A 12,948-nucleotide genomic window follows, 5' to 3' on the forward strand; every position below is an offset into this window, starting at 1 on the left:
TTCGCCGGGCGAGCCTCAGCGCACCCAGCCCTTTTCCAGCAGAGGCCGGTCCCAGGCGGGTTCGTCGCTGATCCGCTCGACCAGGAAATCGATCAGGCTGCGCACCTTGAGTGCGCGCCGCTGGGTGGCGGGGAATACCGCGGAAAAATTGAACGACGACAGCGGATAGTCGATCAGCAGCGGCACCAGCCGGCCGCTCTGCAGGTCGCCGCCGGCCACCAGGGTCGGCAGGCAGACCAGCGCGGAACCGGTCAGCGCATAGTCGCGCAGCAGGTGCACGGAGTTGGAGCGGATCTGCCCCGGCAGGCTCAGTTCGATCACCTCGTCGCCGTGGTGGAAGTGCCAGCGGTTGCGCGTCGGGTAGCCTTCGTAAAGAGCGATGCGGTGCTGCAGCAAATCTTCCGGGTGCAGCGGCGCCGGGTGCCGCTGCAGGTATTCGGGGCTGGCGAGGAATAGCCGGCGCACGCTGAACAGCTTGCGCTCGATGAGCGTCTCGGCCTGCGGCGGGAACATCTGGAAGGCGACGTCGAAGCCTTCCTCGATGGGGTCGACGACGCGGTCGTTGACGATCACGTCGACCTCGATGTCCGGATATAGTTCGGTGAACTCGGCGAGCAACGCGCCAAAGTGGTGAATCGCGAAGCCCGGCAGCATCTGCACGCGCAGCTTGCCGGTGGGCTTGGCGCGCAGGTCGCGCATCTGCTCGGTGAGGGCGTTGAAGCCGGCGACCATGTCGGCGCATTCCTTGTAGTAGGTCTCGCCTACTTCGGACAGGCGCACGTGGCGGGTGCTGCGGTGGAACAGCGGCGCGTTGATGAACTGCTCCAGCTGCTGGATGCGATGGGTGATCACCGAGCGGGTCACGCCCAACTGCTGGGCGGCGCGGGCGAAGTTGCCGGTCTCGGCGACGCGGACGAACGCCTCGATGCTGAGCAGGCGGTCCATGGGTACCTCCGGTTCTTGTTCTTATGAATGCGGCAACGCCGGCCAGAACGGAGTCTAGCCGGCGTCATGCGCGGGCACGATGGGCGGTTCACTGCAGGAGCAGGCCATGCGCGTAATTATTTCGTGGAAAAGGTCCGCTCCTATACATCCCGTCATCCCCGCGAACGCGGGACAGCGCTTGCGCTGAACGCGCTTTAGCGCGGCCCGAAGGGCGAGCGGAGCGAGTCACCCAGAAGCTCGCCGCTTGGTGTCGCGCGCCGCTTCGGCGTGCTCGGATAGTTCCTGTTTCGCCCCCTCGGGCGAGTCCCTTTTTCAAACGCCAAAAAGGAACCAAAAGGCTTGCCCCGACATACGGGTCCGGCGGAGCCGGACTTCCCTCGCACATCCCCACGCACCCGGAGGCCCGCCCCGACAGTACGTCCCTGTACTGATCGGGGCTTTTGCGACATCCATGTCGCGCAACCTCCTCTGCGTGGGCTTAGCTCGGCCTTCTGTAAGGGGCGGCCTGGCGTGCGCGGATGTTTATCTGGAAGACCTAAAGGCTAGAACCAGAGCCTCATGTAGCGCAGATCTTCGTAGGAGCGAGCTTGCTCGCGAACCGATTCGGCACGCGGCCGTTCGCGAGCAAGCTCGCTCCTACAGCTACCGCTGCTCGCTGAGCGTCCGGCGCATCGGCAGCAGTTGCCAGCCGTAGCGCTCGGCGAGCAGCCCCCAGATGCCCTGCGGGGCCTTGAGCATCATCAGCACCGCGACGCTGCCGAGAATGATCATGTACAGCGGCCCGTAGTCGGCGAAGCAGGCGCGCAGGGCGAAGTACACCAGGGTGCCGATCAGCGGCCCTTCCAGGCTGCCGATGCCGCCGATGATGACGATGAAGATCACCGCGGCGGTCCAGTCCTGCACGCTGAAGGCGGCGTCCGGGGAGATGCGCAGTTTCTGCAGGAAGATCAGCGCGCCGACCAGCCCGGTGCCGCCGGCGGCCAGCACGTAGACCAGCAGGCGCGTGCGCCGGGTGTTCACGCCCAGGCTGCCGGAGGCCGCCTCGGAGTCGCGGATCGCGGTCAGCGCCAGGCCCTGCCGCGAACGCAGCAGGAGGAACATGGCCGCCATCAGCGCCACGGCGATGCCCAGGGCGCTGAAGTACAGCAGCGCCTCGCGAGCGTCGCGGCTGGCACCCAGGCTGCGGATCACCGTCGCCGGCAGGCTCTGCCCGGAGCCGCTGCCCAGGCTGCCGACCTGCGCCAGGCCGAGGCGGAAGACTTCGGCCAGGACCCAGGTGCCAATGGCAAAATAGGCGCCGCGCAAACGGAACAGCAGCAGCGCCGAGGGGACCGCCAGCGCGGCGGTAAGCGGCCCCGCCGCCAGCAGGGCGAACAGCGGCGGCAGGCCCAGCTTGCCGGCGAGCAGGAACAGCAGGTAACCGCCGAGGCCGACGAAGGCCTGCTGGCCCACCGAAACCATGCCGCCGTAGCCGGCCAGCAGGTTCCACAGTTGCGCCAGCGCCAGGTAGTAGGCGAACTCGATCACCGCGTGCTGCAGCGCCGGGGACGCCCAGGCCGGCAGCGACAGCAGCAGGCACAGCAGGCCGCCGAGCAGGCCCAGGCCGACGCGGCTGCTGCGGGTGGCGCGTTGCACTCGCCAGACGGGATTCATGGCATTCATCAGTCGACACTCCGGGGGAACAGGCCGCGCGGGCGGACCAGCAGGATCAGCAGGAACATCAGGTGGCCGGCGAGGATCTGCCAGCCGGGATCGATGCGCGCGCCTACCGCCTGCGCCACGCCGAGGATCACGCCACCGGCCAGGGTGCCCCAGAGGCTGCCGAGGCCGCCGATGATCACCGCCTCGAAGCCGTACAGCAGGCGCCCCGGCCCTATCGCCGGGTCGAAGCTGGTGCGGATGGCGAGGAACACCCCGGCGATGGACACCACCGCCATCGCCAGGCCCATGGCCAGGCCGAACAGCTGGCTGTTATCGATGCCCATCAGGCGCGCCGTCTGCGGATCGTCCGAGGTGGCGCGCAGGGCGCGGCCGAGTGCGGTGCGGTAGAACAGCAGCTGCAGGCCGCCGATCACCAGCAGCGCGCAACCGAACACCAGCAGGGGCATGACTCCGACGCTGATTTCGCCGACGCTGACGCTGGCGACTTCCAGCGCGCCCTGGGACAGCTTGCGGCTGTCGGCGCTGAAGCCGGCGAGCAGCGCGTTCTGCACGATCACCGAGAGGCCGAAGGTGACCAGCAGCGGCGGCAGGATGTCGCCGCCGAGGGTGCGGTTGAGCAGCAGGCGCTGCAGCAGGTAGCCCAGGCCGAACATCGCCGGTACCACCAGCACCAGGCTGGCCAGCGGCGACAGGCCGAGACCGTTGCACAGCACCAGCGCCAGGTAGGCGGCCAGCACGATGAAGTCGCCGTGGGCGATATTGACCAGGCGCATGATGCCGAACATCAGCGACAGGCCGACCGCGAACATGGCGTACAGGCCGCCCAGCAGGACGCCCTGGATGAGGGTATTGAGCCAGTCCATATCTAGATTCCGAAGTAGGCCGCGCGGATCTGCTCGCGGCTCGCCTGGTGCGGGCGGCCACTGAGGGACACGCGTCCCTCCTGGAAGCAGTAGAAGCGGTCGGCGACGCCAAGCGCCTGGTTGATGTCCTGCTCGACGAGGATCAGCGAGGTGCCGCCTTCCTTGATCGTCGGCAGTGCCGCGTAGATGTCCTTGATGACCGTAGGCGCCAGCCCCAGGCTGATCTCGTCGCACAGCAGCAGCGCCGGGTTGGACATCAGCCCGCGGCCGATGGCGACCATCTGCTGCTGCCCGCCGGACAGCGCCGTGCCGGGCCGCCGGCGCAACTCGCCGAGCACCGGGAACAGCCGGTAGATGCGCTGCAGGTCCCAGGCGCCGCGGCGTTTGCCCCAGGCACCGATCTGCAGGTTCTCCTCCACCGACAGCGAGGGGAACAGCCGCCGGCCCTCCGGCACCAGCGCGATGCCACGGCGCAGCACCTGGTTCGCCGGCAGCGCGCCTATGGCTTCGCCGCGAAAACGGATGGCTTCGGGCTCGTTGCGGATCAGCCCCGCCAGCGAGCGCAGGAAGGTCGACTTGCCGGCGCCGTTGGCGCCGATGATCGCCAGGGTCTCGCCCTCCTCCAGTTCCAGGTCGAGGTCGAACAGCGCCTGGAAGTCGCCATAGCCGGCGCGCAGCCCGTTCACTGTCAGCATGCAGCACCTCCCATGCCCAGGTAGATTTCCTGCACCCTGGGGTTGGCCATCACCGCCTGCGGTTCGCCTTCGTCCAGCTTGCTGCCGAAGTTGATCACCAGCAGGCGGCCGACCACCGCCAGCAATGCGTGGACGATGTGCTCGATCCAGATGATCGCGGTGCCGCCGCGGTGGATGCCCTGGATGGTTTCCACCAGCTCATGGCATTCGGCCTCGGTCAGTCCGCCGGCGATCTCGTCGAGCAGCAGCAGGCTTGGGCGCGTGGCCAGGGCACGGGCCATTTCCAGCCGCTTGCGTTCGAGCAGCGTCAGCGAGCCGGCCAGCACGTTGGCCTTGCGCATCAGGCCGGTCATCTCAAGCACCTGCGCGCACCACTCGTTTGCGCCGCGCTCGTCCTTGCCGCCACCGAAGGCCGCACCCACCAGCAGGTTCTCGAACACCGTCATCTTCACGAACGGATGCGGGATCTGGTGCGAGCGGCCGATGCCCAGCCGGCAGCGCCGGTGCACCGGCTCGCCGGTCACCTCGACTCCGGCGAAGTGGATGCGCCCGGCGTCGGCGCGCACGCCGCCGGCGATCAGGTTGAACAGGGTGCTCTTGCCCGCCCCGTTCGGGCCGATGACGCCCAGCGCCTCGCCCGGTGCGAGCTGCAGGCTCAGGTCATCGGTCACGGTGACCGAGCCGTAGCGCTTGCGAAGGCCGTCGACGGCCAGCAATGGCTGCATGGCTTCAGCCTCCATAAGTGATGGGCTGCATCTCGCCGCCCAGCGGGATGTTCGGTGCCGTGCGGTTGGCGGTGATCACCAGGTCGTAGCCGAAGGCCCCGCCCTGGCGCCATTGCCCGGCCACCAGCGGGGTCTTGGCGACGTTCTTCACCGGGCCGTGCTTCCAGCTGACCGGACCGACCACGGTGTTCAGTTCGGTCGCCAGCAGCGCCTCGCGCACGGCGTGCGGATCGCCCACCTGGGCGGTGCGGCGGAGGATATCCACGGCCAGTTCGAACAGCGCGTGGACGAACCCCAGCGGCTGGGTCCACTGCTTGCCGGTGGCCTGGGTGTAGGCCGTGGCCAGTTGCGCCGAGGTGCGCCCGTCGAGGGACGAGCTGAACGGGTGCTGCGGGCTCCACCAGATTTCCGTCGACAGGTTTTGCCCGGCCGGGCCGAGCGCCTGCACCGCCGAGGGGAACAGCAACGCCTTGCCCACCGACACCACCTTGGGCCGGAAACCCTGCTGGCGCGCCTGGGTCCAGAAGGTGGCGAGGTCCGGCGGGATGACCACGCCGGTGACGATCTCCGCCTCGCCCTTGCGGAAGGCGGCGATCTGCGCGGAGAAGTCGTCGGTCAGGCTCTGGAAGCGCCCCGGATCGACCAGCTGGAAACCCTTCTGCGCCAGCACCGGCGGGAAGCCCAGCTTGCTGTCGCCCCAGGCGTTGCCGTCGCCGTCGTTGGGGAACAGGCCGCCGACCACCTTGTCGCCGGGCAGTCCTTCCCACATCGCGGTGTAGGCGCCGATCACGTCCTCCAGGCCCCAGAAGAAGTGGTAGGTCCACTCGAAGCCCTGGTCGGGCTTGCCGCCCCGGGTGAAGAACCAGGGCTGCCAGGGGGCCACGGTGGAGATGCACGGCACCTCGTTGATCTCGCACTGGTCGGACACCGGGTTGGTGGTTTCCGGGGTGGAGGACACCAGCATCAGATCCACGCCGTCGGAGAGGATCAGTTCGCTCGCCACCTCGGCTGCGCGGTTCGGGTTGGACTGGCTGTCGCGGACCAGCACCTCCAGGCGATAGGCCTTGCCGGCGATGTCGATGCGGTTCTTCAGCAGCTGCGTCACGCCATCGAGGATGAACCGGTCGGCGGCGGCGAAGGGTGCCAGCGGGCCGGTCTGCGGGCTGACGTAGCCGATGCGGATGACCTTTTCGCCGGCCAGCGCCGGTACGCCCGGCAGGCCGGCCAGCATTGCCCCGCCGGCGACCACGCCGCTGGCGCGCAGGAAGTCGCGGCGGCTGAAGCCACCGGGCAGTTTCTTGTCGTTCATGGGAGACCTCGCGGGGCTCAGAAGAAGAAGGTGACGTCGAAGGAGCCGATCAGCTGGCTGTCCTTGCGGCCGTCGCCGAAGGCATCGCGGCCACTGCCGTTGTGGATGTCATAGCGCAGCTCGGGGCGCAGGCGGACGTTGGAAACCGGGGTCCAGGCCAGGTTGGTGGTGAAGCCGTAGAAGTTGCCCCAGCTCGGGTCGGGGATGCCGGTGTCCGGGTCGATGTTGGCCATCAGCACATGCACCGGCGCGGTGGTGTGGAACCACTCGGCGCGGCTGTTCCACATCAGTTTCGGCGCCAGTTGGTGGTACCAGTTGAGGTCGGTGCCATACCAGCGTCCGACGCGCTCGTTGGCGAAGGCCGCGAAGGCGGCGTCCTCCTGGTAGCCGTAATTGAACTCGACGGCCACGCGGTTGCGTTCGTCCAGCACGTGGCTGACGGTGAGGAAGGAGTCGTAACGGGTCAGGTCCTGGTGCTTGTCGCCGGCGGGAATCGGCGAGCCACACGCGCAGTCGGCAAAGCTGTCGCCGGCACCGTTGCCATAGATGTTTTCCCAGTCGACCCAGGTGCGGAAGTCCGCCGAGCGCCAGCGCATGTTGGCGATCACGTCCGGATCGTGGTTGGGGTCCTGCAGGTTGTTCCAGCCCTGTACCAGGCCCAGCTCGAAGCCGAGCATGCTGCCGCCTTCCTCCTGCGGCAGCTTGAATGAATAGAGCGCGCCGGCGTGCTTGGCCGGGCCGTGCATGAACGAATAGGTGTGCGTATAGAAGTCCGCCGGCGCCGGGCTACCGAGGGCGAAGCCGATCTCGTTCTCCAGCGGCGTGTGGAAGATCCCGACCATCAGGTCGGAACCGCCGAGCACCGGGAAGTAGAGGTCCATGTACGCCTGGGCGATGGTGAAATTCTCGTCCTCGGGACCTGCCGAGCGGTTCACGCCCAGGTCCTCGTCCCAGCCGTAGGTCTTGAAGTAGCGCGCGTCCTTGCCGTAGAGCGCGGTGACGTTGAAGCCCCAGTCCGCTTCCTGCGGCATGGGTCCGGGGAAGGGACCGACGCGGCCGATCACGTTGCTCTTGGGCGCCTTCTCCACCGCGACCGCCAGCTGGTTGAGGTTGAAGCCCTCGTCGTCGTTGAAGAACGCCTGTTTGCTGACGTCGTCGCTGCCGTTGTTGTTGTAGATCCAGCCGGCTTGCGCCCACCCGTGCACCTTGATGCCGTAGTCGCGTTCGAGGCTGTCGCCGAACAAATGGCGGAACAGGGAACCATTGGGGTCCTCGCCGTCGGCGAGGGCCAGGGAGGAGCAAAGCGTTGCGCCCATCGCCACGGGGACGAGCAGGCGCCTGGCAAGCGAAGGCTTGAAGGCGGGCATGGCAGCTTCCTTATTTTTATCGGGCCTATGCCGGAGACCGTGCCGGGCGGGAGCCCGACGTTGTCCGGTGTGGGGAAGCTACAAGCCGGCCGACTGCTCAACAATTAGGCATTCAATGACTGCAGTGTTCGCAAAATCAGAACAGTGCGGCGCGGCGCCGGGCCGACCTTCCGTGTCAGCCCAGACCCCCAGGTGCCGTAAGACGGCGAACAGGCGCGCCGGGCGGCTGGCGCCGTTCTTGCTTGATAAATGTGACAACTTCATGACAACGGTTGTCTGCTATCAAGAAGAGTAGGGCCAGGTCGTATTCGGGGGGTGCCCATGGGAAGCGTGACGAAGGAACGGGCAACTGTAATTTGCCGGCAGGACGACAAGATCCTTTTCGTGCGCAAGGCGCGACGCAAATGGAATCTTCCTGGCGGACGCATCGAGGCCGATGAGGCGCCGCAGCAGGCGGCGCTGCGCGAACTGGCCGAGGAGACCGGCCTGCAGGTCGACGGTCTGGCGTATCTCGCGCCTCTAGAGCTGTACCAGACGCTGCACTACGTCTTCGAAACGGCCTTGCTGGAACCCCAGCGGCCGCAACCGCTCAACGAGATCGCCGACTGCCGCTGGTTCTCCCTCGAAGAACTTGAGCAGCGCAGCGTGAACAAGTCCATCCGCCGCCTGCTCAAGGACTGCCAGCGCCCCGATTGAGCCGGGGCGCCGTGCTTCAGGCCGGTGCGCAGAGCCCGGCCAGGCCCTGCCGCGAGGCTTCCGCGGCCTGCTCCAGGACGCGGCGCTTCCAGCCATCCTCATCGACATAGAAGGCGTCGCGCAGCCGGCGGCGGATGCGCTGCGCCTTTTGCGGCGACGCTTCCTTCGTGTTGCTCAGCCACTGTTCGGCGCAAAGCGCACTCAGCACCTTGGTGCCTGGCAGGGTGCCGTATTCCAGGGTGATGGCGGTCAGCTCGGCCTGCGGGCACTCCTCGCTGGCGGCTCGAATCATCTGGCCCTGCAGCGGCACCGAGATCGAGTCGCCGTCGTAGGAACTGGTCACTTCCCTGCCCCACCAACGGCGCGTGCGCTCCAGCGCCTGCGGATCGTTGGCGCCGACGAAGATGCGCTCGCCGTGGCCCTTGGGGCCGAGCCCGGTGTGCAGGTCGATCCAGCACAGGCGCCGGCACTGGCGGCCATGCTCGCGCAGCACCTCGCGCACGGTCTGGTTGCTCCAGGTGGCTTCCTGGCCGATGAAGAACAGCCCTTGCGGGTGGCTGTTCTGGCCACCGGCGACGGCGCTGTGTACGCCCTTGCGCCCGTGCTTGAGGAGGAAGCCGATGAGTCGCGCGCGGCTCAACAGGCCCGGCGGCCACTGGCGCGGCAGCAGGATGGGGTCGAGCTTGGCGTAGTTCTCGTTGCGCTGGCGCGGCTTGGAGAAGTCGATGAAGTTGCGGTTCAGGTCGACGTTCTCGTGGGTCCAGCGCCGCCACCAGGAAAAGCCGTAGGGGTTCGCCGCATGCAGGTAGAGCACCGCGCAATTGGCCTTCTCGCACTCGCGCAGCCACTCCGGGTCGCTGAGCAGCGCGATCTGCACCGCCGAACCGCAGAAGCCTTCGACGCCATGGCAGCCGCTGCTGATGATCAGCAGGCGCTCGGCGTCGGCCGGGCCCATGCGCGCCACGTCCAGGGACAGAAGTTCACCTTCGCGGCCCGCCAGCGGGTGGCGGTGCGACTGCACCGTCAGGCCGGCGTCCAGGCAGGCGGCCAGGAATTTGCCACGCGCCTCGGCGTAGCTCTGGGAAAAACACGCAGAAGGAAGCATCACCGCTCCGATGATCAGGCAGTTTTCGAGAGAGCCCCGGCGGTACCGGGGCGATGGGAAAAGGAGGAAGTGCGCGGTCAGCTGCTGGCGGCTGCCACCAGCGCGGCGTCGGGCTGCTGTGCCCGGCGGGTACGCTCCGGGTCGACGATGCGCAGGCCGAGCAGCCCGCAGACCAGCGCACCCAGGCCGAACAGCGCAAGGCCGGTCTCGAAGCCGCGGGCGATGTCGCCGCCGCAGGCCTCGACCAGACGGCCCACCAGCCAGGGGGCGAGCATCCCGGCGCTGGTCATGCCGCCGATGTGGATCGCCAGCATGGAGCCGCGCTGCGCCGTCGGTGCGATGTGCGCAACGATGGTGTTGCAGAAGGTCGGCAGCGCGTTGATCAGCACCGCGCCCACGCAGTACAGGCCCAGCACCAGCGGCAGGTCGCCGTGGAACAGCAGCAGTCCGCAGAACGCGAGGCCCGCCAGCGCCGCGCAGACCATCGGCGGTGCCACCAGGGCGCGCTGCACCGACGCTCCGCGCTTGAGCGCACGCTGCGAAAGCGCCGAGATCACCAGGTTGAAGGCCATCACCCCGAGGGTCACGCCCATCACCAGGTAGCCCGACTGCATTGGCGTCATGCCCTGCCCTTTCTGCAGGTACACCGGCACCCAGCTGTAGACCAGCGCGTTGGGCAGGTAGCCGACGAAGCCGACCAGGGTCACCCAGAGGAAAGTGCGGTTGAGCAGCAGGCGGCGGTACGGTTGGCGCTCGCCCGCAGGGCTCCGCCCGACCTCATCGACCTGGTTGCCTTCGCGACCGAACAGCAGCCAGGCCAGCAGCCAGGCCAGCCCGAGTCCGGCCAGCCCGACATAGGCCGCGCGCCAGCCCAGGTGCTGGATCGCCAGCGGCAAGCTGACCGCGCCGAGGGTGGCGCCGAGCATGATCGACACCTGGATCATCGATGACGGCAGTACGCGCTCGCGCGGGCCGAACCACTTGAAGCAGGCGTGCTGGGTCACCGCCGTGCCCGGTCCGGTGCCGGCGCCCAGCAGCAGGCGCCCGGCGACCAATCCGAGGAAGCCATTGGAAAGCGCCACCAGCAGTTGCGCGGCCATCCACACCAGCGACATGCCGGCGAGGATCCAGCGGGTCGGGAAGCGGTTGGCGAGAAAGCCCACCAGCACCCCGGAGATCGAATAGAGAAAGAAGAAGGCACTGCCGATGAAGCCGAACTCGCTGGGGCTGAGTTTCAGCTCGTCGATGATCTTCGGCCCGGCGAAGGCGAAGATGGTCTTGTCCATCACGCTAATGACCATCACCAGCATCAGCAGGACCAGCACCAGGGTGCGACGGGAATTGCCCATGAATCGATTCTCCACCCCGCCTCAGGCGACCAGGTATTTTTCGGCCAGGCGTGCCCAGAGGCTGGCGCCGAAGGGAATGGCCGCGTCGTTGAAGTCATAGCCGGGGTTGTGCACCATGCAGCCGCTCGGCCCGCTCTGGCCGTTGCCCAGGGCGATGTAGCAGCCCGGCCGGCGCTGCAGCATCCAGGCGAAGTCCTCGCTGCCGAGGAAGCCTGCCGGCGGGTTGGACAGCAAGCGCTGCGGCCCCACCAGTTCGCTTGCCACCTCGCGCAGCAGACGCGTCTCCTCCGGCGTGTTGACCAGCACAGGCATCAACTCCTCGTAGCGATAATCCAGTTCGATGCCATGCACCGCCGCTACGCCGTGGGCCACTTCGGCGATGCGCTTCTTCAGCAGCTCGCGTACCTCCGGAATGGTGGCACGCACGCTCAGTTGCAGCACGGCCTGGTCGGGAATCACGTTGGGCGCATCGCCCGCGTGGATCGACCCCACAGTGACCACAGCGGTTTCGGTGGACGGCACGTTGCGCGAGACGATGGTCTGCAGCGCCAGCACCATTTCGGCGGCGGCCACCACCGGGTCCTTCGCGGTATGCGGCATGGCACCGTGGCCGCCGACGCCGAGCAGGCGGATGCTGACCCGGTCGCTGGAAGCCGACAACGGTCCCTCGCGGGTCAGGAAGCAGCCCACCGGCAGGCCCGGGGCATTGTGCAGGGCGTACACGGCATCGCACGGGAAGCGCTCGAACAGGCTGTCGTCCATCATCGCCACGGCGCCGCCGAGCTGCTCTTCGGCCGGCTGGAAGATCAGGTTGAGGGTGCCGTCGAAAGACTTCGACTCGGCCAGGTAACGCGCCGCGCAGAGCAGGATGGCGGTGTGCCCGTCGTGACCGCAGGCGTGCATTTTACCGGCGTGCTGGCTGCAGTGCGGCACGCCGCTGGCTTCCTGGATCGGCAGTGCGTCCATGTCGGCGCGGATGCCCAGGCTGCGCGAGCCGTTGCCCAGGCGCAGCACGCCAACCACGCCGGTGCCGCCGACGCCTTCGTGCACCTCGTAGCCCCACTCGCGCAGCAGGCCGGCGACGAGCGCGCTGGTGCGGTGCTCCTCGAAACCGAGTTCGGGATGCTGGTGGATCTGCCGGCGAATGCGGGTGAATTCATCCTGCAGTTCGACGATTCGCGCAATGGGTGCGAAGAGTGCCTGGCTCATGCCGCGTCCTTGTTCTTGTGATGACGGCGCGCAGCATGCCCCACCCCCGATGCGGCTGGATAATGACCTTCGCACATGCTTATCCAGGCTGGTTATCGTCAGGCGCCGGGCTTCTGCAGGTGGGGCCCCTTGAAGGCGTAGACCAGGTCGTCGACCAGCATCTGCGCCTCGCGGGTCATCAGTTCCGCCGGCCGCGAGACCAGGGAAATGTCGGTACCCGGCACGCGCTCGGCGATGTTCAGCGCATCCAGGGTGCTGGAGACGATCGGCAGGTCGAACACCCGCCGCGACCAGAAGCTCACCGCATCGGTATGGGCCGCGAGCTCCGCGTAGAGCACCACTGAGGCACATTCGACGATGCGTTGCGGCGGCTCCACGCCCTGTTCGCGGAACATCTCGCCGGCCAGGGAGACTTCAAGGGAATCGGGGATCAGCCACTCCTGATCGAGCAGCTCGCGCAGCGAACGCACCGCGCGCAGCGGATGGCCCTTGCGCACCGCCAGGGTGGTCGGCTGGGCGTACAGCTCCTGCCACTGGAAACCGTCGATGTTGCGCGAGGCCGGTTGCGAGGTCAGCACCAGGTCCAGCTGACCTTCGCGCAGGCCTTCCAGCAGCTTGGCCGGGCGCAGTTCGTTGATCTGCAGCTGCACCTTCGGGTAGCGCTTGCGATAGCGCAGCAAGCAGGCGGCGAACTGCTGGCTGGGCGTCACCGGCGAAACGCCGATGGCCACGCGGCCGTCCATCGCGCCCTTGAGCGCCTCGATCTCGTCGCGCGCACGGCGCACCTCCTCCACCACCAGGCGCGCGCGGCGCACCAGGCGGTCACCGTATTCGGTGGCGGTGATGCCGCGATTGGAGCGCACCAGCAGCGGCACGCCGAGCTCGGCCTCGAGTTCCTTGATGCTCTTGGACAGGGCCGGCTGGGAGATGTGCAGCAGGCGCGAGGCTTCCTGGATGCTGCCGCTTTCGCAGATGGCGACGATGGCGCGGAGTTGATGCAGCTTCATGATCGGAGTGCGCATG

General features: G+C 67.6%; 12 protein-coding genes. 1 reads left to right on the plus strand and 11 read right to left on the minus strand.

The window, feature by feature from the left end:
* Positions 1 to 15: 15 nt before the first annotated feature.
* From PKB_RS16230 to PKB_RS16260, 7 genes are all read right to left on the minus strand, one after another.
* Positions 16 to 945, minus strand: coding sequence for a LysR family transcriptional regulator (locus PKB_RS16230; RefSeq protein WP_043253151.1), 930 nt, complete (start codon positions 943 to 945; stop codon positions 16 to 18).
* A 642-nt stretch (positions 946 to 1,587) separates the two neighbouring features.
* A complete protein-coding gene (locus tag PKB_RS16235; RefSeq protein WP_043253152.1) occupies positions 1,588 to 2,607 on the minus strand; it encodes a branched-chain amino acid ABC transporter permease in 1,020 nt (339 codons plus the stop codon).
* Positions 2,607 to 3,470, minus strand: coding sequence for a branched-chain amino acid ABC transporter permease (locus PKB_RS16240; RefSeq protein ID WP_043253153.1), 864 nt, complete (start codon positions 3,468 to 3,470; stop codon positions 2,607 to 2,609). The genes PKB_RS16235 and PKB_RS16240 overlap by 1 nt, the downstream gene beginning before the upstream one ends.
* A 2-nt stretch (positions 3,471 to 3,472) precedes the next feature.
* Positions 3,473 to 4,165, minus strand: coding sequence for an ABC transporter ATP-binding protein (locus tag PKB_RS16245; protein WP_043253154.1), 693 nt, complete (start codon positions 4,163 to 4,165; stop codon positions 3,473 to 3,475).
* A complete protein-coding gene (locus PKB_RS16250; protein WP_043253156.1) occupies positions 4,159 to 4,890 on the minus strand; it encodes an ABC transporter ATP-binding protein in 732 nt (243 codons plus the stop codon). Before PKB_RS16250 ends, PKB_RS16245 begins: the two co-directional genes overlap by 7 nt.
* 4 nt (positions 4,891 to 4,894) lie before the next feature.
* Positions 4,895 to 6,199, minus strand: coding sequence for an ABC transporter substrate-binding protein (locus PKB_RS16255; protein ID WP_043253157.1), 1,305 nt, complete (start codon positions 6,197 to 6,199; stop codon positions 4,895 to 4,897).
* 17 nt (positions 6,200 to 6,216) lie between these two features.
* Complete coding sequence (locus tag PKB_RS16260; protein ID WP_084166660.1) at positions 6,217 to 7,566, minus strand: outer membrane beta-barrel protein; 1,350 nt, start codon at positions 7,564 to 7,566, stop codon at positions 6,217 to 6,219.
* A 321-nt stretch (positions 7,567 to 7,887) separates the two neighbouring features.
* Here PKB_RS16260 and PKB_RS16265 point away from each other — a divergent pair, with 321 nt between their 5' ends.
* A complete protein-coding gene (locus PKB_RS16265) occupies positions 7,888 to 8,262 on the plus strand; it encodes an NUDIX hydrolase (protein ID WP_043253159.1) in 375 nt (124 codons plus the stop codon).
* A 16-nt stretch (positions 8,263 to 8,278) separates the two neighbouring features.
* Here PKB_RS16265 and PKB_RS16270 read toward each other — a convergent pair whose 3' ends face one another.
* From PKB_RS16270 to PKB_RS16285, 4 genes are all read right to left on the minus strand, one after another.
* Positions 8,279 to 9,367 (minus strand): M14 family metallopeptidase, encoded by a 1,089-nt coding sequence (locus PKB_RS16270; RefSeq protein ID WP_043253160.1) that lies wholly within the window; start codon positions 9,365 to 9,367, stop codon positions 8,279 to 8,281.
* Between the two features lie 77 nt (positions 9,368 to 9,444).
* The gene (locus tag PKB_RS16275; protein WP_043253162.1) at positions 9,445 to 10,716 is read right to left on the minus strand and encodes an MFS transporter; all 1,272 of its coding nucleotides are present in this window, start codon (positions 10,714 to 10,716) and stop codon (positions 9,445 to 9,447) included.
* A 21-nt stretch (positions 10,717 to 10,737) separates the two neighbouring features.
* Positions 10,738 to 11,925 (minus strand): M20 aminoacylase family protein, encoded by a 1,188-nt coding sequence (locus tag PKB_RS16280; RefSeq protein WP_043253163.1) that lies wholly within the window; start codon positions 11,923 to 11,925, stop codon positions 10,738 to 10,740.
* Between the two features lie 98 nt (positions 11,926 to 12,023).
* Positions 12,024 to 12,932: a LysR substrate-binding domain-containing protein gene (locus PKB_RS16285; protein WP_043257429.1), complete on the minus strand. Its 909-nt coding sequence runs from the start codon at positions 12,930 to 12,932 to the stop codon at positions 12,024 to 12,026.
* Positions 12,933 to 12,948 lie beyond the last annotated feature (16 nt).

The organism is Pseudomonas knackmussii B13, from assembly GCF_000689415.1.
In the GTDB taxonomy this organism is placed as follows: domain Bacteria; phylum Pseudomonadota; class Gammaproteobacteria; order Pseudomonadales; family Pseudomonadaceae; genus Pseudomonas; species Pseudomonas knackmussii.